At 49.6% G+C, this 22324-nt stretch carries 21 protein-coding genes and 1 other annotated feature; of the genes, 11 read left to right on the top strand and 10 right to left on the bottom strand.

Annotated features, from left to right (window positions below; all coding sequences use genetic code 11):
- Window positions 1–90: 90 nt before the first annotated feature.
- Together ACAN54_RS19575 and cyoE are read right to left on the bottom strand one after the other, a co-directional pair.
- Complete coding sequence (locus tag ACAN54_RS19575) at window positions 91–711, bottom strand: SCO family protein (RefSeq protein ID WP_379159085.1); 621 nt, start codon at window positions 709–711, stop codon at window positions 91–93.
- 16 nt (window positions 712–727) lie between these two features.
- Complete coding sequence (gene cyoE / locus ACAN54_RS19570) at window positions 728–1660, bottom strand: heme o synthase (protein ID WP_379159082.1); 933 nt, start codon at window positions 1658–1660, stop codon at window positions 728–730.
- Window positions 1661–1919: 259 nt separating this feature from the next.
- On the opposite strand from cyoE, the gene ACAN54_RS19565 reads away from it, so the two are divergent.
- Window positions 1920–2924, top strand: a complete 1005-nt coding sequence (locus tag ACAN54_RS19565; protein WP_379159080.1) for a metal-dependent hydrolase — start codon at window positions 1920–1922, stop codon at window positions 2922–2924.
- Between the two features lie 336 nt (window positions 2925–3260).
- Here the strand turns inward: ACAN54_RS19565 and trpS are convergent, their stop codons facing one another.
- On the bottom strand, window positions 3261–4250 hold the full coding sequence (gene trpS, locus ACAN54_RS19560; RefSeq protein WP_379159077.1) for a tryptophan--tRNA ligase: 990 nt from the start codon (window positions 4248–4250) through the stop codon (window positions 3261–3263).
- Window positions 4251–4306: 56 nt separating this feature from the next.
- Window positions 4307–4549 (bottom strand) — a binding site (T-box leader).
- A gap of 132 nt (window positions 4550–4681) precedes the next feature.
- Here trpS and ACAN54_RS19555 point away from each other — a divergent pair.
- Together ACAN54_RS19555 and ACAN54_RS19550 are read left to right on the top strand one after the other, a co-directional pair.
- Window positions 4682–5656, top strand: a complete 975-nt coding sequence (locus ACAN54_RS19555; protein ID WP_379159074.1) for an aldose 1-epimerase — start codon at window positions 4682–4684, stop codon at window positions 5654–5656.
- A gap of 101 nt (window positions 5657–5757) precedes the next feature.
- Complete coding sequence (locus ACAN54_RS19550) at window positions 5758–5991, top strand: alpha/beta-type small acid-soluble spore protein (protein ID WP_379159071.1); 234 nt, start codon at window positions 5758–5760, stop codon at window positions 5989–5991.
- A gap of 120 nt (window positions 5992–6111) precedes the next feature.
- Here the strand turns inward: ACAN54_RS19550 and ACAN54_RS19545 are convergent, their stop codons facing one another.
- The gene (locus tag ACAN54_RS19545; protein ID WP_379159068.1) at window positions 6112–6522 is read right to left on the bottom strand and encodes an O-methyltransferase; all 411 of its coding nucleotides are present in this window, start codon (window positions 6520–6522) and stop codon (window positions 6112–6114) included.
- A gap of 386 nt (window positions 6523–6908) precedes the next feature.
- Complete coding sequence (locus ACAN54_RS19540; protein ID WP_379159065.1) at window positions 6909–8708, bottom strand: M3 family oligoendopeptidase; 1800 nt, start codon at window positions 8706–8708, stop codon at window positions 6909–6911.
- A gap of 128 nt (window positions 8709–8836) precedes the next feature.
- Here ACAN54_RS19540 and ACAN54_RS19535 point away from each other — a divergent pair, with 128 nt between their 5' ends.
- Window positions 8837–9028: a YycC family protein gene (locus ACAN54_RS19535; RefSeq protein WP_379159062.1), complete on the top strand. Its 192-nt coding sequence runs from the start codon at window positions 8837–8839 to the stop codon at window positions 9026–9028.
- Complete coding sequence (locus ACAN54_RS19530; RefSeq protein ID WP_379159059.1) at window positions 9025–9255, top strand: hypothetical protein; 231 nt, start codon at window positions 9025–9027, stop codon at window positions 9253–9255. Before ACAN54_RS19535 ends, ACAN54_RS19530 begins: the two co-directional genes overlap by 4 nt.
- 147 nt (window positions 9256–9402) lie before the next feature.
- Here the strand turns inward: ACAN54_RS19530 and ACAN54_RS19525 are convergent, their stop codons facing one another.
- Window positions 9403–10116, bottom strand: a complete 714-nt coding sequence (locus ACAN54_RS19525) for a DUF2225 domain-containing protein (protein ID WP_379159056.1) — start codon at window positions 10114–10116, stop codon at window positions 9403–9405.
- 21 nt (window positions 10117–10137) lie between these two features.
- The gene (locus tag ACAN54_RS19520; protein ID WP_379159053.1) at window positions 10138–10521 is read right to left on the bottom strand and encodes a globin domain-containing protein; all 384 of its coding nucleotides are present in this window, start codon (window positions 10519–10521) and stop codon (window positions 10138–10140) included.
- A 404-nt stretch (window positions 10522–10925) separates the two neighbouring features.
- Between ACAN54_RS19520 and ylbJ the strand changes: the two genes are divergently transcribed.
- From ylbJ to ACAN54_RS19500, 4 genes are all read left to right on the top strand, one after another.
- On the top strand, window positions 10926–12182 hold the full coding sequence (ylbJ, locus tag ACAN54_RS19515) for a sporulation integral membrane protein YlbJ (protein ID WP_379159050.1): 1257 nt from the start codon (window positions 10926–10928) through the stop codon (window positions 12180–12182).
- A gap of 85 nt (window positions 12183–12267) precedes the next feature.
- Entirely contained in the window at window positions 12268–13071 is an 804-nt protein-coding gene (locus ACAN54_RS19510; protein ID WP_379159047.1) for an NAD kinase, read from the top strand.
- 222 nt (window positions 13072–13293) lie between these two features.
- Window positions 13294–14472 carry a stalk domain-containing protein gene (locus ACAN54_RS19505; RefSeq protein ID WP_379159044.1) on the top strand — a complete coding sequence of 393 codons (1179 nt, stop codon included), beginning with the start codon at window positions 13294–13296 and terminating at the stop codon, window positions 14470–14472.
- A 40-nt stretch (window positions 14473–14512) separates the two neighbouring features.
- Window positions 14513–15976, top strand: a complete 1464-nt coding sequence (locus ACAN54_RS19500) for a S41 family peptidase (protein WP_379159037.1) — start codon at window positions 14513–14515, stop codon at window positions 15974–15976.
- Window positions 15977–16177: 201 nt separating this feature from the next.
- Here the strand turns inward: ACAN54_RS19500 and ACAN54_RS19495 are convergent, their stop codons facing one another.
- Window positions 16178–16798: a YutD family protein gene (locus tag ACAN54_RS19495; RefSeq protein WP_379159034.1), complete on the bottom strand. Its 621-nt coding sequence runs from the start codon at window positions 16796–16798 to the stop codon at window positions 16178–16180.
- A 346-nt stretch (window positions 16799–17144) separates the two neighbouring features.
- Window positions 17145–18047, bottom strand: coding sequence for a lipoyl synthase (gene lipA / locus ACAN54_RS19490; protein ID WP_379159031.1), 903 nt, complete (start codon window positions 18045–18047; stop codon window positions 17145–17147).
- A gap of 220 nt (window positions 18048–18267) precedes the next feature.
- On the opposite strand from lipA, the gene ACAN54_RS19485 reads away from it, so the two are divergent.
- Window positions 18268–19338, top strand: a complete 1071-nt coding sequence (locus ACAN54_RS19485; RefSeq protein ID WP_379159028.1) for a M23 family metallopeptidase — start codon at window positions 18268–18270, stop codon at window positions 19336–19338.
- A gap of 74 nt (window positions 19339–19412) precedes the next feature.
- Here the strand turns inward: ACAN54_RS19485 and ACAN54_RS19480 are convergent, their stop codons facing one another.
- Window positions 19413–21110 carry an alpha amylase N-terminal ig-like domain-containing protein gene (locus ACAN54_RS19480; protein ID WP_379159025.1) on the bottom strand — a complete coding sequence of 566 codons (1698 nt, stop codon included), beginning with the start codon at window positions 21108–21110 and terminating at the stop codon, window positions 19413–19415.
- A 130-nt stretch (window positions 21111–21240) separates the two neighbouring features.
- Here ACAN54_RS19480 and ACAN54_RS19475 point away from each other — a divergent pair, with 130 nt between their 5' ends.
- Window positions 21241–22275, top strand: a complete 1035-nt coding sequence (locus ACAN54_RS19475; RefSeq protein WP_379159022.1) for a LacI family DNA-binding transcriptional regulator — start codon at window positions 21241–21243, stop codon at window positions 22273–22275.
- The last annotated feature ends 49 nt before the right edge of the window (window positions 22276–22324 follow it).

Raw genomic sequence — 22324 nt, 5'->3', positions numbered from 1 at the left:
GGATCATTTTCTTAACGGCAAAAAAAAAAAAACGCCTTGTCCGCTCTATGCGTCTTACGCAAAAAGCCGAACAAGGCGTTATGAATGTTTTTATTTTTCCTTAATCAAATCCTGTAGCTTACCTGCCAGAAATTCCGGTGTCACGTTATCCGTATCTCCCGCATCGTATAATCCCCGGAGCCGGTTATTCCGATCCACCAGACCAATCAGATTGGCATGTGCAAAGTTATCCTTGTTGTCTCCATAAATCAGCACTTTAAAAGAATCCGCAGCCAATGTGCGAACCTCCTCTTGATCACCCCGAAGGAAATACCAGCCGTTGTAATCCGCATGAAAACGGTCAGCAAAGGTCTTGATCGCCTCACGTGTATCATTCTTGGGATCGAAGGAAATGGAGACGAATTCCACATCCTTGCCAAAGCTGCCTTCCTTAATCAGCAAATCCTGAGTCTGTGAGAGCATATAGGTGGTGATGGGACAAACATCCGGGCATTCCGTGAAAAAGAAATAGACCAGTCTCGGCTTCCCTTCCGTATCTGCCAGGGTGATTTGTCTGCCATCCACATTTTGAAGCGAGAAGTCCTGCACTTCACCGATAACCGGAAGCTTGTCTTTTCCGCCGGTCAACGAGCCTGCTGCCAGATATATAGCCAAACCCACGGCCAGAATCAGCAGCAGCCAGGTCCATTTGTAGCGTTTCAAGGTTTGCACAGGGCATTCTCCTCCCTTACACGTGAATCGTATTCAGAACAAGCACAATCAGACTCACTGTCAGGTAATTAATGGAGAAAAAGAAGTTCTGTTTCGCCCACGCATCGTCATCCTTCGCACGAAAGCCTTTCAGCGTGAGGTACAGCCAGGCCAGTGACAAACCCGAAGAAATAATCAGGTAAAAAATCCCCGCGTAGTCGTAAACATACATCAGTACCGGAACCGGCAGCAGCAGCGCTACATAAGGAATCATCTGGATTTTGGTGCGACGTGTGCCTTTGACTACAGGCAGAAGCGGAAATCCTGCAGCCCTGTATTCTTCCTTGCGGCGTATGCCAAGCGCCCAAAAATGCGGGGGCTGCCAGAGAAACAACATGGCGAACAGCAGCCAGGCCCCGAGATCCACTGTGCCGGTTACGGCAACATATCCGATCACCGGAGGCATTGCACCTGAGATGGCACCCACCGAAGTACTCCATGTAGATGTTCTTTTGAGCCAAAGGGTGTACACTACTACATACACAAACATGCCGACGATACCGAATAATCCGGCAAGCACGCCGCAAAAAGCAAATAATACCGCTAGACCGGCTATGCCAAGCCCTATAGCATAAGCCAGCACGACTCCCGGCTTCAGTCTTCCTGTCGGCAGGCCGCGTTCACGTGTTCTTTCCATTTTCATATCCAGATCGCGGTCGAAATAGTTATTGAACACGCAGGCAGAAGCCATAACCAGCATGGTACCGAGTAAAGTCAGAATGAGCCGGCCATACTGCACATCCCAGCCAGAAGCCACCCAGTATCCCGCAAAAGCAGCGATAAGGTTGGAGCGGATAATACCTGGTTTCGTCACCGTAATGAAATCGCGCCAGCTGGCGCCTTCCTTGGGTGATTTGGCAGACAAAGCTGCGGAATCCGATGAAGCTTGATATCTTAATTGATTGTCCACGTCTGGTGTTCCTCCTTCTAAGGGACTTCTACGTTCCACTGGAGCAAAAATACCAAAATCAACGTTCTTAGTTGAGAACATTATTCATTCTGCTGTTAACTTTATCATAACAAACGAAGAAAGAGTTTGACAATCATGGACCGAGATGTTCATCATTTCGACAATTGCGTGACAATATTTATTTTGCACCCCCTAAATAACTGGACGCCAAATTGGGTAGTTATTAATAGAGAACTTCCGTACAAAGGAGATCTGACCAATGGATACCGCTACACATTTTGTTATGGGCCTGGGACTTGCCGGACTGTCCTTTGTTGACCCCGTCGTTGCATCCCAACCAACATTAGCCGGTGCTGTCATGATCGCCACTGTATTGGCCTCTCAGGCACCAGATGCCGATACTGCGCTGCGATTGAAGAACAATGCGCTGTATATCCGCAACCACCGGGGCATCACACACTCACTGCCGTTTTTACTCTTCTGGCCCGCTTTAATCACACTGGTGATTGGACCCATCTTTGGTTTCACAGATCCTCATAACCTTAGCCATATCGCTCTGTGGAGCTTCATTGGCGTAGCTGTTCATGTATTTACAGACCTGTTCAACACTTATGGCACCCAGGCCGCACGTCCCTTTACAGAGAAATGGATTGCCTGGAACATTATCCACATCTTTGATCCGTTCATCTTTGGAAGCCACACAGCGGCCATTATCCTCTGGATCAGCGGGATTGTGCCGCCGGCTCCATTGTTTATTACCCTGTATGCTTTCATCGCGCTTTATTATATTTGGCGGACGGTGGTGCATGCGCGGCTGACCAGAAATTTGAAGAACAAAGACATCCATCATAGCCCAGGCGAACGGTATTTTGTTATTCCGACCATATCGCCGACACGATGGAATGTTGTCAAGGCCAAACCAGACGGCAGCTATAATATCGGACTTCTGAACAGCGGACGGCTCGAATGGTTCAAGCATGCGGTGTGCTCCACCCATCCCGCCGTTGAACATTCCAAGAGCCATCCCGATATTCAGGCTTTCCTGTATTTTACCTCCTACGCCGTAGCCGAGGTCGAGCAAGTGGCCTCTGGATATATTGTACGCTGGGGAGATGTACGTTATTTACACCGCAAGCAATTCCCGTTCGTCGCAGTATTGGTAATGGACAAAGAGTACCATCCGCTTAACACCTACGTCGGCTGGTTGAGCAGCGAAAAGCTCGATGAACGTTTTGCTATTGACCCCGGTTCCATGAAGCTTTAGACTATCACAATCACGATAAAGCGTTCTCACACCTATTGGCATGTAAAAACCCCGCTGCGCAGAACTCCGCAGCGGGGGATTTTCATGAGCTTGCTGTCCATCATATACTTCTAACAACTTTCATCAGAAAGAAGGTCAACGTTATATGGGTAAAGGCTTATCACTCTGGTTTTCATGCTCTTCCATTCTTCTTCTTACCGCAGCATCCATCTCTATCAGCTCAAATATCTGGCTGGCCCTGCTTCTGGGTGTATTATGCATAGTGAATATTGGCTGGGGCTTTATTCTCAAAGCAAGGCTGAGACGCAAGGCAGAAGCTAAAGCGCAGCAGCCCTCCTAGCGCAACGGCAGGAAGCCCATCCGTTCTTTAACACCAGCAAGTGTCTGTGCGGCAACTTCACGTGCACGTTCCGCGCCTTCAGCGAGAATATCAGTCAAGGCGCCTGAGCTGCGGATCTCCCGGTACTTCTGCTGCATTGGCTCAAGCGTAGCCACCAGAACTTCGCCCAGATCTTTTTTGAAGCCTCCATACATCTGGCCCTCGTAACGGTCAGCAATCTGCTGCAGGGTCATTCCGGAACATTCGGCATAGATACTCATCAGGTTGCTGATCTCAGGCTTGGCCGCCGGATCAAAGATAACCTCACGGCCGGAGTCGGTTGTGGCACGGCTTATTTTTTTGCGGATAACATCCGGCGGATCCAGAAGCGCGATATAGCTACCCGGATTCGGATTACTTTTGCTCATTTTTTTGCTGCCGTCATCCAGTGACATAATTCGTGCGCCAACTTCAGGAATATAAGGCTCTGGAATCGTAAAGAAATCACCAAAACGGTGGTTGAAGCGTCCCGCCAAATCGCGTGTCAGCTCCAGATGCTGCTTCTGGTCTTCCCCGACGGGTACCAAGTCAGCATTGTAAATCAGAATGTCAGCCGCCATCAGGGACGGGTATACGAACAAGCCTGCACCTACAGAGTCTTTGCCGGAAGACTTGTCCTTGAACTGTGTCATGCGCTCCAGCTCACCCATAGCGGTTAATGTTGTTATAATCCAGCCCAGCTCTGCATGCTGCTGTACATGGGATTGCATGTAGACATTGGCAATCTTGGGATCAATCCCTGCCGCAAGGTACAGAGCCGCTACAGATTCTGAATTCTCCCGCAGCGCGGCAGGGTCCTGGGCCACCGTAATGGCATGAAGATCCACCACCATAAAGAAGCACTCATGCTGTTCTTGCAGCTTAACGAAATTTTTAATCGCACCAATGTAGTTCCCCAGAGTCAGTGAACCACTCGGCTGAATGCCGGACAATACTTTTTTAGCCATCCTATTCCCTCCGATTATGTTATTCTTCCAGCAGCGCACAAAAAGGCCCCACATCCGCAAGGGACGTGAGACCGTGGTGCCACCCTTATTCGCTGCCTGCAGTCTCTTCTAAAAGAGGTGCAAAGGCAACCTTAACTTCCGTTAACGGGGAAGAAGCCGGCCGGTCTACTTAGGTCTCAAACCTGTTCGAACGCGGCGCTCCAGGGTCCATTCAGCCTGAGGTGCCCCACCGGTTCGCATCAACCACCGGCTTTCTGAAGGTGCAGCTTCCGCCTACTTATCCCTGTCATCGCATTGTCATGTTCATGAATGCATTCATCATAGAGCGAACTGGAGAAGTTGTCAAATGACTTAACCCAGGTATATTAATCTGGTATGATAAGGGTATTCGTGTCATTCGATTACAGTTACATTAAAGGAGCATACATTTCATGAAACAGGTGACCAAGGGGCAGTGGAACGGCTACGATACTTATATATTGCATAGCCGCGAGCTGGAAGTCACACTTTTGCCGAAACTGGGCAACAACGTCATTTCGTTGTGGGACCGTAAGGAAAACCGTGAAATTCTGCGCAGGCCCGAGGAGAGCGATCTATCCGTTTACCTGCAGAAGCCTTATCATTTTGGCATGCCCCTGCTGATTCCTCCCGGACGTATCCGTGAGGGTCAATTCAATTTCGAAGGCACATCCTATCAGTTCGAGCCGAATTCAGCAGGAGGTCATCATATTCATGGCCTGCACCGTGTACAGTCCTGGTGTGTAAGCGATATTGAAGAAGACGAGGACGGCTGCGCAGTGACTACCGAATTCAATACGGCGGATGATCCAAGCTGGATGGAACAATTCCCTGTCCCTTTGAAGTTCGAGATGACCTTTTACTTGCAGGATGCCCGTTTCAAGCAAACGCTGAAGGTCTCTCATCTGGGAGACAAGAATATCCCCTTTGGAATGGGATATCACACCTGGTTCATGATAGATGGCGAACCGGAACGCTGGATGCTTCGGCTGCCCGTCCAAAACATCTATGAATTGAACGATGAACTGCTGACCAGCGGCAATCTGCTGCCTCTTGGAGAGCTTGAAGCCCTGAACCAAGGCATGGGACTGCAGGGCAAGAACCTGGATACTATACTTCGGATTGGAGAGGAGCAGCCTTCTGAAGCTCTGCTGATGCGTGATGACGGCTATGGGCTTCGCTATACAACCGACAAGGAATTCTTCCGCCACTGGGTGATATACACCCAAGGGACCGCAGACCCGTTTCTCTGTATTGAACCTTATACCTGGCTTCCAGATGCGCCTAACCTGGACAAAGAAGCTTCTTTCACAGGCTTAATTACCTTTGAACCCGGCCAAACCCTTACCGTATCAAGCCATCTTGAAGTCATCTATCCCGAACTCTAATTTTCATATAATTACCATCCTCGAAACCTTCCTGAACCGTGCATGAATTCCTCTCCCAGCGCTCATACTATCTTCACAACGGGCGAAGGAGGTGAACAAACATGGGTCAAGCAGGTCAACAAGGTCGTAGTAGCCGTTCCAATAACCTGGTCGTTCCTCAAGCAAATGCAGCCCTGCAGCAGTTGAAATATGAAGCAGCACAGGAGCTTGGAGTAACTATCCCAGCTGACGGTTATTATGGGAACTACACTTCCCGCGAAACCGGTTCTTTGGGAGGATACATCACCAAACGTCTAGTGCAGCTGGCAGAGCAACAATTGTCCGGTCGTTCGTAGTAACAGCCTTATCATAAGTATCCCGTCAGGCTGAATGCCTCGGCGGAACTGCTTTACAGCCCTCCTGCGCCTCTTGCCGAGACGCAAGAGGGCTTTTGCATGTGCATATCTATGTATTTCTTAGCCGTAGAATTGATCAGATTTATCGGCATGGACATTGCGTGGATAGCGGATCATCAGATTGGCCATATTATAATTAGATTCGAGTGTAGCATCAACAACCACCATCCCCTGACGGACGGCGAATTCGTAGCTGATCTCACCATGCGTCCAGCGCCGCTTATATTTCAAGCTCTCCAGAGCCATAAGCCGGAAGGAGGATTGTTGTTCCACAGTCAGCCCCTCCAGTTCTTCCTCAAAAGCCCCACTGCGCCCTGCAAGCGGATCATGACGGATTCCGAACTTCCCAATGGTGTTATTTCTAATCTGCACAAAGACCGTTCCGGAAGACAATCCTGATAACTCCTCCTGCAATTCCTTAAACACCAAGTCGATTTGTCTCGCTAGTGATAATTGTTCCATTCTAAGCATGTGTCTCCTCCTAAAGGTTGTGTAAGCGTATGCGTCAGCGAATCGTACCTAACCAGCTTCGTAAGCATATACTTTGTTGTGTGAGTCTAAACTCCCTAGCTTATTCATATTAATTTGCTTCTTAGAAGCCCTTATATAAGGCTTTAGACTCATTATATGTCACCAAGTACATGCATTCAACAATATTCAACATAATTGGGTGTTTATCCCTATAAATGCGCAAATTTCAATGTTTTTTGTATATTTCCTTCTAACAATCGTCTTGTTTCGACAGTATTTCCACAAAAAAAAGCCCCCTAGTAAGGGGGCCTTGCGCGTTAATACAAATTATTCATCCCTCTGTCGCTATCTGCAAAAACACGAATTGCCTTTGATCTGACAAACTTTTAAGCTGAATGTTCTGTCATTCTCAAAAATTCGTTAATATCTTCAGTAATTAAATCTGTTGCACCTTGCCAGAAATCCGGCTTCGTCAAGTCCACACCCAGATGTTTCGACACCAAATCCTCCAGTGTCATGACACCGGTATCACGCAGCAAGCTATCGTATTTATCGGCGAAAGATGCACCTTCCTGGAGGGCAAGCCGATACAATCCTGTACTGAACATATATCCAACAGTGTATGGGAAGTTGTAGAAAGGTACATCCGATATATAGAAATGCAGCTTCGCCGCCCAGAAATGCGGATGATACTCAGATAAAATTCCGCAATAGGCTTCCTTCTGTGCCTCTACCATCATTTCCGACAGTTCTTCAGCATTCAACAGCCCCTGCTTGCGCTTCTCATAAAAACGGGTTTCAAACAAAAAGCGGGCGTGGATATTCATAAAGAAGGCCACACTGTTCTGAATTTTCGCTTCCAGCAAGGCAATTTTCTCCTCGCTGCTTGCCGCAGCTTTTACTTGGGCATCGGACACAATAACCTCAGCAAAGGTTGAAGCCGTCTCTGCCACATTCATGGCATAGTTCTGATTGAACAGAGGAAGATCATCCAGCAGATAGGAATGATAAGCATGCCCAAGTTCATGAGCTAGCGTCGATACATTGGAGGGAGTGCCGCTGTAGGTCATAAAAATGCGGGATTCCTTACTCTCTGGAAAGGATACACAGAATCCGCCGGGACGTTTGCCTGGACGGTCTTCCACTTCAATCCAGTTGTTGTCGAAGGCATGTTCGGCAAAATCGGCCAGTTTTGGACTAAATTTGCGGAACTGCGTAACAATGTCTTTTGCTGCCTGATCGTAGGGGATTTTGCCGGAAGACTTGCCTACCGGTGCATCTACATCTACCCAGGCCAGGGATTCCATCCCGAGCAGCTTGGCTTTGCGGCTTAGGTAAGAGACCAGTGCCGGCTTGGCTTTGGTAATCACATCCCACATCGTATCCAGTGAGGCTCTCGACATACGGTTGATGCCCAGCGGCTCCTTCAGTACATCTTCCCAGCCGCGGCCTTGATACAGATTGAGCCGGAAGCCCGCCAAATGATTAAGAGTATCAGCACAATAGTCAGCTGCATCAGCCCATGCTTTTTCCCATTTGCGGAACATGACCTCACGCACCTTAGGATCGGGATCATCCAATTTGTTAAAGGCTTGTCCGGCCGACAGCAGCTTGCTTCCCTCTTCATCCTCGTAAGGGATCTGTATGGAGCTTACAATCGTTTCATAATGCTCGCTCCACCCATGATAACCGTCAACAGCCAGCGTGAGCGCGAGCCCTTCCAGTTCTGGGCTCATTTTCTCACGGGCCAAATTACGGCTTTCACTGAGAACAAATTCCAATGGAGCAATTTCCGGACGTTCCATCCACTCGCTCCATACATGATCAGGGGTTTGACGCAGTACATTATCGAATTTGGAACTGATCCCTTCGAATCTTGCACGAAGGCCAGTAACCTTGGAGGACAGCCGTACGGCACCTTTGTCCTGCTGATTCTGCGCGCCCAGGCATCCGGCAAATTCCGAAGCCTGAACCAGACGGCCGGAACAACTCTGCAGCAAAGCTATGACTTCATCCAGAGCACGGGTGGATTCGATATTTGTTGGTGAAGCGGCCACTGTAACCTGCTGTCCCAGAACCTGGATATCTGTCTCCAGCTTTTTTAGAAAGCTTTCAAACTGCGGTGAGGCTGAGCCCCCCGGAAATATAGAATCCAGTTCCCAGGTCAATGATAAAGGTTGTTTCATTTGGTTTCCCCTTCCTCTACTAACAATTGGTTTTCTTTGTATTTGGCCTACAGCCATGGTAAAGTGAATTACAATACGGGCCGATACCCCGAATGATCGCCAACAACATTTACAAGGAGGACATCCCCATGAAGCCGCTGCAGATTTCGCCTGAAACAGCGATAACTCTATCTAAACAACTCGGTGTTCCAATCGAACACCTGATGCATATGCCACAACATATCTTGCTGCAAAAGATTGCGGAACTCTCAAAGAAGCAGAGTGAAGACACCGCCGGCAGTGATGCCGGTTCCCAGCCGTCCGAGAAGGGCGAAGAATGATACCCTTCAGCCATACCTGGCCTTATGACATCGTTTTAGGAGACATGTATGTGCAGTACTGTCCGTTCTGCGATAAGGAGAACGTGCTCCTGCCCATGAAACCGGACGAGCTTAAGCTCGTCCGGGACGGCAAAAAAAAGCTGCTGGTCTTCCCCTGCTGCAAAACCAGCCTCACCGTAATCGACAATGATGCCGATTACCTGCTCTTTGACAGGTCTGTCCGCTGATCGTTCAGCTCAGACTTGCATCACTCATCACTCATTTCGTTACTATAGCTCAGCATGCGCACAGGGGAAGCCTCCTGTGCCTTTTTTTGGTGTATTCCAGAGACAGGTTGGAGAATCTCACATGAAGTCCAGCAGAAATTCCTCACCTTATGTACCTGATGGCAAACCGCCCGCCCCCGGTGCTCCCCCGTTCATCTGTTCACGCAAAAGAGCCCACTGTTCCCGTGCCGCCCGGATCATCGCGGCATCCATAATCTTCTGGTCATTGATCAGTCGCGAGAACCATTTCACTGCATTTGCAAATTCGCCGATACGGCGGTTCAGCTCACCAATCAGGAACATCAGACGGGCATCGTTCCCGCCAATGCCATCATTTTCATAGACCTTAATATACATGTCGAGCGAATAACGCAAAAAGCGCTGCTCCTGCGCGGTATCTCCCTGATACCGGTACATCCAGGCAATATGATGCAGGAGACTGGCGATAATCCGGTCCTTATCCTTAATACTCTGGGCACAAATCAGCGCAAGCTTGTAAGTCTCAAGCGCAACCTCCCAGTTGCGCTGATCTCCGAAATCACGGGTAATCCAACGTTTCCCCACCTGTTCGCTGAAAGACTTACGCTGCCAGTCAGCGAGCTTGTCCGCAGAATTCTCTGTGGAGGCAAAACCGCATGCCGGGCAGACACGCACAACGTAATAATCCGGATTCTCATTCTTATAGTAACAGCAGAAATCCGCATCACGGCGAACTGCCTTTTTCAGGCTAGGACGAACTCTGGAGGTGGTAAATTCTTTTTCGCAATTGCAGCAGATAACTTTAATAGTGTAAAGAGGTATTAATTCCGGCAATGCCCTCATCCTTTCACGATCAACTACGCGTTACTCCTGGGGCATGTTGACAAAATGATGTGCAGGACCCGCAAGCCGGCTTAACACAAATGAACGCAGCGGCTCCTCCACACCCGTTTCCTCCAGCGCCTCTTTCATGCAATCCAACCACTCATCCGCGCGTTCCGGTGTAATCGGGACATGCATATGCCTTGCCCTCATCATCGGATGTCCATGCAGCTCGGAATAGAGTGTGGGTCCGCCAAAAAATTGACTCAGGAATTGATACTGTTTCTCCAGGACAGGAGTAATATCTGCCGGGAACAGAGGACCGAGCTGCGGATGAAGCTGCACCTTGGCATAAAAGGCCTCTACCAGCCGGTGCAAGCCCTCTGCACCTCCCAGGTTGTCATATATTGTGTCATTTGAATTCATCGGCAGGTACCAGCTTTCTTCCGTATTAATGTAACGGCTTTTTTATTATACCAAAATATGTGCAGCTCGGTTAACCTGCCGCAAGTAACATATTTTGAAGTTTGCCCATAGAAAAAAGGCGCTAAACAATCGTTTAGCGCCTTGAGTATTTAATAGGTCCGAAATTCCTCATCACCAGGTGGGACGAGAGAGACCCGGATCACATATACAAAAGCACAAACCAGAACTCCGGCAACTACACTCATCACCATCACTCCATCCCTTATAAGGTGTGCATTAATTAATTTTATATTACCATAATTCCAGTCAAAAAGCACCGCCCTTTGTAACCGCTTTCTGATTTTTTTTGTGCTGTTTGTCCCTATTTTTGCATACATTTATCCATATACATGGAGGCGTTGCCGATGATTCTTAAAAAAAACTACAGCCTGCTATTGGGAGTCCTTCTTGCCGGATGTATGATGCTTCTGCTCCTGAATCCGGCAAGCTCTCTAGATGCAGCCCTGCGGGGGCTTACCGTCTGGTGGGACGTGCTGTTCCCCTCGCTCTTCCCCTTCTTCGTGATCTCTGAAATGATGCTGGGATTCGGTGTAGTTCATCTATTCGGCGCATTACTTGACCCGCTCATGCGTCCACTCTTCAATATCCCCGGCAGCGGTGGTTTTGTCGCCGCTATGGGATATGTATCAGGATACCCTGTAGGCGCCAGATTAACCGCAAAGCTGCGTGAACAAGCACTGCTGAGCCGTATTGAAGGTGAACGGCTCGTAGCCTTCACCACTTCCTCCGACCCGATTTTTCTGCTGGGTGCAGTGTCGGTAGGTTTCTTTCACGATGCCTCTCTTGGGCTAATTCTTGCGCTTGCCCATTACGGGGGCGGCATCATTGTAGGCCTTCTGATGTCTTTCCACGGACGGAAGGAGGATTCAGCCAATCCTTTAGCTCCCCTTGCACCAGCCCATGAGGGAGCCTCAGACGACAGAGACACCGGAAGAATTCGTCTGGCCCTTCGCTCCATGGCTGAAGCAAGGCGCAGGGACGGACGAAGCCTTGGTGAACTACTGAGGGGAGCGGTTCAATCTTCGCTGCAGCTTATTATTGTGGTAGGCGGCCTGGTGGTATTCTTCAATGTGCTGATGGAGCTAATGTCCCGTGCCGGAATCATGTCCGTACTCATAAGTGTTACGGGGGGAATGTTGGCGCAAGCCGGATTCCCGGCGGATCTGTCCACAGCGCTCGTCAGCGGCCTCTTCGAAGTAACGCTGGGTGCCCGCTCAGCCGGCGCAGCTGCCGTCTCCATCCCGCTGCAATATAAGGCCGCCGCAGCCGCGTGCGTTCTCTCCTGGGGCGGTTTATCCGTACACGCCCAGGTAGCCAGCATCCTGAATGGAACAGGACTTCGTTATCTGCCCTTTATGACTGCCAGGCTAGTGCATGCGTTCCTGTCTGCAGGACTTGTACTTCTGCTCTGGAGCCCTGTGATCCGCTCAGGCCTTTTCACAGACAACAGGGCAACTCCTGCCGCTGCCGGCTTCGCCTCTCCGCTATCCGGTTTGGCCAGCAGCATAAGCTTGCTTGGAGTAATGCTTGGCACAGCCTTGCTGCTCTCCATGCTGATGCTCCTCCTGCGCCGCATTTCACGGTTTGGACGGCGGCTGTGACTTTTACCGCATCAAATATTGTGTTCCGGGTCCAGATTGATTATGATCGGTGTATGACTGAAACATATAAAGGAGCCTATACATCTTGAGATATTATGTTCTGGACCGCGGAGACGAACTGTCCATCAAACTTGCGGAGCAATTTCACAAGCTGGCAGCGGATCGGAATTTGGAGCTGGATGCCAAGTCTCCGGAAATCGTTATCTCGATTGGCGGGGATGGCACGATGCTGCATGCTTTTCACACATTTATCGATCAGATCCCCAATCTGGCCTTTGTAGGTGTCCATACGGGACATTTAGGATTCTATGCGGACTGGAAGGCTGACGAACTGCCTGACCTGATTGATTACATGTGTGGGATGGGCACCACTGAGCTCCAGAAGCCGCGTATTGTCAAATATCCGTTGCTAGAACTGGAGGTCCACAAAAAATCCGGCACCACCTCTCATATTGCCTTGAATGAGTTCACCCTGAAGGGTGTGGACGGAACGGTTGTCATTCAGATTGATATCAATGATGTGACGTTCGAGATGTTCCGCGGGGACGGCCTGTGCGTGTCTACACCGTCTGGCAGCACTGCTTACAACAAAAGCCTTGGAGGCGCGATGGTGCATCCGAGCATTGAAGCCCTGCAGATTGCGGAGATTGCCTCCATTAATAACCGTGTCTTCCGTACGATGGGCTCTCCCCTGCTGTTGCCGAAGCATCATCACTGCGATATTTTCTCACGCAAGGAGCAGCGGCTGCTGCTGACGATCGATCATAACAACATCCCCGTTGATGACCTGATCTCCGTGCGCTGCCAAGTATCCGACAAAAAAATCAGCTTTGCCAGATACCGCCCCTTTCCATTCTGGAACCGGGTTCGTGAAGCCTTCCTAATCTAGCAAAATCCAGTGGTAAAGTGGGATACATTCTGCTCTGAGAGAACAGACTTCCCATAAGCGGTAAGCCGGAGATGACACTGCATCTCCGGCTTTGTCATGCCTTAGAATGCAATTATAAATCTCTTGATCTAAGCTTACACGATTGGATAGACAGCAAGATTTTCCGAATGGTATAATGAACCTATTTTACAAAGAGTTGCTATTTAAAGGAGAGAACCATTGTTGAAGAAATTATTATCGCTCATGGGCATAAGCCTGCTGGCCTTGATGCTCGCGGTACCTGCTTTTGCCGCAGAAAAACCAATTAAGGTTAACATTAATGGAAGCTATGTTGCTTTCACCGCTGGTTCTCCTTATCTGAAGAACAATTCTGTACTTGTTCCTTTTCGTGTCATATTTGAAGAACTGGGACTGACGGTGCTCTGGGATGCTAAGACCGGAACGGTAACCGGAAAAAACAGCAGCCTGGAAATCACCCTCAAAATCGGCAGCAGCCGGGCAACAGTAAATGGCATAGTCAAGAAGCTGGCCACCGCCCCGCTCTCCAGCCAAGGCACTACATACATACCCTTGCGTTTTGTCGCGGAAGCTACCGGCGGTTCAGCTATCTGGGATGCAGCCAGCAGAAGTGTGACGATCCTTACTCCTGAAGACACTTCAAAGGCTGAGCAGGAAATTAAAGACGTTATCTATATGTCCAATGAGTATCTTAATTCTAAAAATGCGGCAGGATACTATTCACTCGTAGTGTACAATTCAGACCGTACCGAAGCGATTGCCGATATGAAGGAATACTTCAAATCGTATGATATCGTCAACACCATTGAAAGTTTGGATATCTTAAGCATTCAGGGCAGTGAAGCCATCGTGCATACTGTAGAAAAATCTGAGCGCAAGGGTGGCCGCTATCTGCCGGATGCGCAAGTTGACTACTTGAACACGCTTATCCGTAAGAATGGTGTCTGGAAGATTGAAAGCTCCGAGTCCCAAGACAGTACCGTTCTGCTTACTCCTGAACAAGGGAAAACGGCTGCGGTACTTCCGGATAGCGATGCTGCTGCCATCAAGGACAGCCTAAGCAAATATTATGCGGCAAGAAACGCCAAGGATATCGATGGCATCATTGCACAGACCACTTATTACGGGAAAGATCATGAAGCTGCAATCAAGGAGAATCTGACTGAATATTTTAAAGGCTACAATCTGGTCTACACGCTAAATAACTCAAATGTCTTCTATTACTCTGCGGATGAGGCTGCCGTATATGTGGAGTACACGGTTAAGGAAGCTGATTCAGCTGAAAGCCATGCCCAATCTTCTGTTTATGTTTACTCCAAATCCGGCGGCGGCCAATGGACGATTGATGACTCGTATCTGGTTTCGCAATCTGATGGACAGTAACACTACAAAACAAATCATATAAAAAAGGGTGTATGCAATCATGAAATCAGGCAAGTTAATGACTTCAGTCCTCAGCAGCTGTCTGGCTGTATCTCTTCTTCTTGCTCCCGCTGCTTTTGCGGCGGACAGCACTCAGGCCGTTGCGGGCACAGATAGTAAGCAAGCGGCAACCAGCACAGATCTTATTAATGAAATCATGCAGTATCTTGAGAATTATAATATTGAGGGAGTGGACCAGGATACACTGATCCGCGGAGCTATTGATGGTATGGTAAACACGCTGGATGATCCATACAGCCAGTACTTCGACAAAGATGAGGCTGCCGCATTCGGACAGCAGGTCGATCTCGAATATGTCGGTATCGGCGTCAGAATGATGTACACCGCCAAAGAACTGTATATTGAAGAAGTTATGGCGGGTTCACCAGCAGAGAAAGCCGGGCTTAAGCGCGGAGACTCTATCCTCAAAATTGACGGTGTCAAAATTGAAGATACCGAAGGCGACGAACTGAGCGGTACAGCAGGTTCTAAGGTAACTCTGCTCGTGAGCAGAAACGGCATTGTGAAATCCTACATCGTCGTCCGCAGTGAAATCGCCTCAACCTCAGTTAAATCCAAAATGCTCGCAAATAAGGTAGCCTACATTTCCATTGATGGCTTCACACAAACCGCCGATGAAGAGTTCGCTGTTGTTCTAGACAAAATGCGTGCCGCAGGCATGAAATCCATGGTGCTTGATCTGCGGGACAATCCAGGCGGCTACATGGATTCAGCCTATAATATTGCCTCCAAATTTATGGACAAGGGCATTATGATGTACACCTCGGACCAAAGCGGAGCCTTAACACCGGTTACCATTACAGATGGCAGTAAAATTGGTGTACCAGTTGTAGTGTTAACGAACGAATACAGCGCCAGCGCTTCTGAAGCACTGACCGGTGCTTTGAGAGACAACAAACTGGCTACTGTCGTAGGTACACGTTCTTTCGGTAAAGCGCGGATTCAGAGTCTGCTTCCCGTATCCAATGGAGCCGAACTGAAGCTGACCACACAGAAATATCTGACTCCGAACAAAGAGGACTTCAACCATATCGGGTTATCCCCTGATATTGAGGTCCAGGGTAAGACGGCACAGTTGATCACTGCCCTGCAAATTGCCGGCATGACCACTATTACCGCTTCAGGAGACAATCATATCCTCGATGTGAACGGCGTACCGTTTGCCGGAAATGTCGGATTGATCAAGCAGGGAAATACGATCTACGCTTCCTCACGCGTCCTGGCTGCCCTGGTGGAGAGTGAAGTATCCTGGGATGCCAAGAACAAGAAAGTTCTCGTGACAAACGGCGCCGGTAAAGTATCCGGATTCTCCCTGGTCTCCAAAGAGGCGCTGTCGCAGGACAACGAAACCTTTATTGACGTAAAAGCTTTTCAGAAAAAGTACCCGTCCCTGGCATGGAGCTACAATGCAGCGCAGAAACAATTAAAGTTAACTGTAAAGTAAACCACTGAAGAACAGAACGGCTGTGCCTTCCTTAACTGGATAGCACAGCCGTTTTGATTGCCGCTACCTGGCCGCTTCCGTCTATGGGCATAATCCCAAGTGGTCGTCCTCTACATTTTCATTAAAAAAGGTGCCCAGGAAACCAGTTCAGAGCTGGCTGCTGAGGCACCTTTTGAGTATTTCCGTTCTTTTTATTGATCCTTAGGTTGAAGGATTCTGTGGCTGATTCTGTGGCTGATTCTGCGGCTGATTCTGCGGTGGTCTGCCCTGGGAATCTTTGTTGTTTCTTCTGTTCTGATTTTCTTTATTGCGGTGATTCCGGCTTTGATGCTCCCGGACAGGTCTGTCTTTCGCACCGTTTTCTTTGGGTGCTCCACCCATGTTCTTGTCACGGGCTGCGTTATTAGAATTAGATGGTTTGGAGACATGCTCCCGCAGCACTTTTGCCGGTACAGGCGGTTCAAGCACAGTCTGCTCAAGATCCTCCTCCGCTCCGGGCTCAGGAATTTCTTTGATCAGAATATCCTTATATGTGCCTTCTTTCGGTGTTTCTTTCAGCTTATGGAGCACAAAATAGGCGCATCCAAAATTGCAGTACTCGTTAATGTAATCCACCATACCTGAAATTGCGGTATCCCGGTTCACCTTAGGGTGATTATCCCGGTAAAAGCCTTTGAGACGCAATTGGCTGTAGCCCCAGTCTCCGATAATGTAATCATACCGGTCGAGTACTTCGCTGTATCTTCCCCGAAATGCCTCCGGGTTCCAGCCGTCCTTATGATCCAATACGAGCTCGTAGCCCTTTCCACCTATAACGATCAAGCGTTTGTCGCCTGCCTTTCAAATTAAAGTCGGAGGGCGTTGATAGGACGTCATTCCGCGGGTTTTTGGATTTCCGGCCGCTGTTGTCTGCAGATTTCTCTGATTTGAACCGCTATAAGCGGTTGAAATCTGCAGACAAAGGCGGACGCTGACGCTCCTCCAATTCCAAAATCCCTCTCCATGACTCCCTCAACGCGGGAGGTGGCAGCAAAAAACGTCAAGAGCAAGTTGATTGCTGCGCTCCAACAACCATAAAGACTAAAGACTAAAGATTAAAGACTAAAACATAAACATTAACTGTGACTCCGTCACGAAGCCAAATTTGCAACTCAAATTTGGCTTAAGACTATAAGGAAACGGAACGCTCTTCACGGGCAGCGGTAGCAGACTTCACCTGCTCATGCGCATGATAGGAGCTGCGCACCAGAGGGCCGGACTCTACATGGCTGAAGCCACGCTTCATTCCCTCCTCCTTGAGCAGGGCAAATTCCTCAGGGGTATAATATTTCTCCACGTCCAAGTGCTTAGGTGAAGGCTGCAGGTATTGGCCTAATGTCAATATATCACAATCCACCGACCGCAGGTCATCCATCGCCTGCAGAATCTCATCCCACTCCTCGCCAACGCCAAGCATAATACTGGATTTGGTCGGAATGTCCGGCTTCATCTCCTTGGCTCTGCCCAGCAGTTCCAGGGAACGGCGGTATTTGGCCCGGGCCCGTACACGGTCGGACATCCGTTCAACCGTCTCAATATTGTGGTTCAGTATATCCGGTCGGCTGTTCATAACAATCTCCAGACTGTCGCGGTCGCCCAGAAAATCCGGTATCAGTACCTCTACACTGCAGAGCGGAAGGCGCTTACGGATTGCAGCTACGGTCTCGGCAAAAATCCCTGCACCGCCATCTTTCAGATCGTCGCGGGCCACACTGGTGACCACACAATGCTTCAGCATCATACTCTCGGCAGCCTCAGCCACACGTTCCGGCTCCAAAAGATCCAGCTCGGTCGGCAGGCCGGTATTTACAGCGCAGAACCGGCAGGCCCGGGTACAAATGTCGCCCAGAATCATAAAAGTAGCAGTGCGGTTAGCCCAGCATTCATAGATATTCGGGCAGCGCGCTTCCTCACATACGGTATGTAGAGTTTTGGAACGCATCATGCCTTTAATTTCCTGATAATGTTCACCCGTCGTTAACTTGATTTTGATCCAGTCTGGCTTGGGCTGTTTGGCTGATCGATTAGTCAAAGTGAAGAACCCCGCTTTCGCCTGAATATTTAGTGGCACCTTTAAAAGTTTACTGCCTCATATTATAGCATGTGAAAGGGCCAATTGCCTGTTTTTGTGAACCTTTGGGCAAGAACGGATAAAATTAGCCCCTTTGCTTCACTCTATAAGAAAAGCACCCCAGGGGTGCTCTCGATCAGAGTACGTAATCCATTTGCACCGGAACAAGGAGGTTGTGAACATGCCGGCTCTATTCAGAATCGCTACAATACGGAAAACAGTTCTCTGCCTGTCAGCCGCCGCCATGCTATGGGGTACAAGCCGTCCTGGGACGGTAGCAGCTGCAGGCGTCGGACATCCACCTGTGCGCATAGATGCTGTATCTGACAAAGATGCTCTCTATGCCCGCCGTAAGGAGCTGTATGATCAGCTAAGCGCTGCTACAGGGGTTGCCTGGTTCCGTTTCGCCGCTATCGACCAATATGAAAGAACTATTGCCAAAAAGAAAAGCGGCAACGCTGAGCCGGCCAAGCCCCGCCTTACCGGAATCAACATCCCCGCACCGGTATGGTGCGGACCATTGAACCCGGATCAAGCGGACCAGGCGCCGCGGTCTATCAGTTTTTTTGGAGGATTCGGAAAGGACGGGTCCGGCGACGGGGTAGCCGATCCAGAAAATGATGCTGATGTGCTCTACAGTCTGGCAAGGCATCTGATGAAATACGGTGATTCTGCCAGCGACTTCAATATTGGTGTGTGGGAATATTACCATAACGGCAGAGCTGCGCAGCGGGTGGCGCAGTTTGCCAAGTTGTACGAGCATTTTGGACGGCTTGATTTGTCAGGCAGTGCTTTTCCTTTACCGGTAGGTTCTCTATATTCCTACCGCAGCACCTGGGGAACTGGTAGAAGCTGGGGTGGAGCGCGTATCCACGAAGGGACGGATCTGTTCACCCCTCACGGCATGACTGTGCGCAGTACCTGCTTTGGAATCGTGGAGACCAAGGGCTGGAACCGCTACGGCGGCTGGCGGATCGGTATCCGCGATATCGAGAACCGCTACCATTATTACGCCCATCTGGCCGGATATGATAAATCCATCTCCCGAGGAGATATTGTGACTCCCGGCCAGACGATCGGCTGGGTTGGCAGCTCAGGCTACGGCAAACCCGGAACTCAGGGCAAATTCCCGCCTCATCTGCATTATGGGATCTACCGAGACCGTGGAATTACAGAATGGGCCTTCGATCCTTATTCATTGCTGAAGCAGTGGGAGAATGCGGAATACAAAGCTTTGAAAAAACGCAAATAACCGTTGCCCTATCTACAATCATAGAACAATCCCCATTTAAATATAGAAGGGATGCAGTGTACTCAGAGGGGGCGCTAATGGAGCATCAAACAGCCGAAGGGTTCAAGCTCCACAACTAAACGTCCACTATTACAAACGGTTGTCCCGGTAAGCAGATCAGTCAGCTCCGGAGTGTCGGGCAGAAAACTGTCCAGCTCCAGCTGACAACGGTTAGGGGAATTGTTGATGACCAGCCCTATTTTGTCCTGCCCGCTGGACCGAATATAACCCAGAATATTGCGGGTTTCATCCGTGAACCAGGGACGGAAGGCACCTTTTCGCAGCACCTCATAGTTCTTCCTTAGATCGATCAGCCGCGAATACCAAGCATGGAGTGCGCTGTTCTGCTCTTGCTCACGCCATACCATCGGCCGTCTGCAGTGCGGATCCGTTGCCCCCTCCATCCCGATCTCATCTCCATAGTAAATCATGGGCATACCGATATAAGTCATTTGAAAAAACACAGCCAGTCTCATCCGGTACTCTGCAGTATCCTTATGGTTCCAGCCCCGTCCCCCCTCTTTGCATGCCGTCAAAAAACGCAGCGTGTCATGGCTGCCTAGCAGCTGGAACATGGCGGAATTGGCCTGATCGTTGCAAAGTGCTTCCTGGTGGAGCACCTGCTCCATAAATCGCACTGGCCCAGCTGACTGCTCTGCAAAAAACTCAAGCACTGCATCCCGCAGGACATAATTCATCCCGCCATCGAACTGGTCGCCTCTGAGCCAAGGCCCGGATCCATGCATGATCTCACCAATCAGCAGCAGCTCGGGAAACTCTGCTTTGAGTTCACGGCGAAACCGCGTCCAAAACTTAGGTGACACCTCGTTCGCCACATCCAGGCGCCAGCCATCAATCCCCGCCTCACGAACCCAATGTTTGGCAACCTCCATCATATAATCTGCTGCTTCCGGATTCTCCATATTCAGCTTGGGCATATGCGCCTCCGCTTTGGCGAAGGTCTCATAGTTCGGAGACGGAGTCTGCACCACCGGATAGGAATGGATTACAAACCAATCCTTGTACCGGGAATTCTCCCCATGCTCGAGCACATCCTTGAAGGCAAAAAACGTATCGCCGGCATGGTTAAATACTGCATCCAGCAATACTCTGATCCCATGGGAGTGAGCCTGATCCACCAAAGCCTTCAAATCTGCTGTAGTTCCGAAAGCCGGGTCAACCTTATAGTAGTCAGAGGTATTGTATTTGTGCTCGGAAGGCGACTCAAAAATGGGCGTCATGTATATAGCTGTAATGCCCAGCTGCTGGAGGTAGGGTATTTTGTCCATGATACCTTTCAGGGTTCCGCCGTTATAGCTGCTGGGATAAATCTGATAGACTACCGCATCCTGGCTCCAGGAAGGGAGCTTGACCGCTTCCGGCTGGTGCATGTAGGCATATTGAAAAGAACCCGCATGCTCCCTGTTCACGGCCCCCCCTCTCTCTCCATACCACAGATAATCCCCGGCAGGGTTCATGACATGGAATAAGTATCTGCATTTACCGGTTGCCGACGGAAGAACAGCTTCATGAATTTCGTAAACTCCTGCAGACCCGACTCTTTCCATCGGAAGCGGAATTTCGCTTCCCGGTGAGTCATAGCGGTCAGAATGAATGACGGTGCAGGTCAAATGCTGCCCATTCTGCACAAAAAGCCGCAGCTTCAGGCTGCCGGGGCCAACCGGAAAAGCAAAGGGATCTTCAGCTGTATGGTATAGAAACCAACGGGTCATATGATACAAGCTCCTTTTATTGTATGATGGGTTTATAACTTGGTTATGAAGAAGGAACGGCAAATGCCGTTTGAAACCTATAATTCTTATATTTTCAAATAAAAATCCGGCTGGATCGTGAGGGGAAACTATGAAGGTAACGATTACGGATATCGCCTTAGCGGCAGGTGTAGCCAAGTCCACTGTTTCTAAGGTATTGAATGATTCACCGAAAATTTCGCAGCAAACCAAACACAAAGTCAGAGAAATCATGAAACAAATGAATTACACTCCCAGCAGCATCGCTACAGGTTTAGCCCGTCAGAGCAGCAGCAATATCGGTCTGCTAATCGACATGTCTAAATCCAGTGAATTCCTGAACCAGTTCTTCTACAGCATTATCGGCGGCATTGAAAGTGTAATCGGCTCCTTGAAATACGAGCTGACCATCGCCAATGTAGAGCATAATTATCCTGAAGGCCATTTCCTGCACAGACTCGTAAGAAGCAAACGGATCGATGGCCTTATCGCCAACACTTCAGTACTTACAGAGGAACTGTGTATGGAACTCAACCGTCTACAGTTCCCATATATTTCGCTGGGGGAAGTTCCCGGCTCCGCATGCTGGGCCGATTTCGATAACGAAGCTGGCGGAAGAATGCTTACCCGGCATCTGCTGGAGGAGGGATACTCTGCGGTTGCTTTTATCGGCGGGGAGGAGGGAGATCCTCTGTTCATCCGCCGTCTGGAAGGCTGCGTGGAGGAGCTTCAGCAAGCCGGACTTTCACTCCCCTCAAAATGGATTGTGAACAGCGCAGCAGAAGAGTCTGCAGGATACCAGGCTGCCAAACAGCTGCTGCTTAGCGAAACACCGCCGGACTCCATGATCTGTATGAGCAATTTTGCTGCATTTGGAGCCTTGCAGGCTGCAAGAGAGCTTGGGGTACAAGTTCCCGCTGAGCTTGGAATTGCTACCTTTGATGAATATCCTTTATCCCGCTATACCTCACCGGCGCTGACCTCGCTGAATCTGGATACCTTCCATCTGGGTGTCTCCGCCGGAGAGTTGTTAATGGAAAGGATCGATGGCAATCAGGAAGCTGGCCGCGGTCTGCTGCTGAGTCCGGAATTGATTCCCCGGGAGTCCACTGTTCGAAAGGATAAGGAAACCGGTTTCCCTGAATAGAAACTATCACACCCGTCTATAGAAGTCAACGGAATAAGGCACGTCCCTG

It is taken from the genome of Paenibacillus diazotrophicus (genome assembly GCF_042610465.1).
The sequence above is the reverse complement of the archived record's forward strand: the minus strand, read 5'-3'. Positions and strand labels throughout refer to the sequence as shown.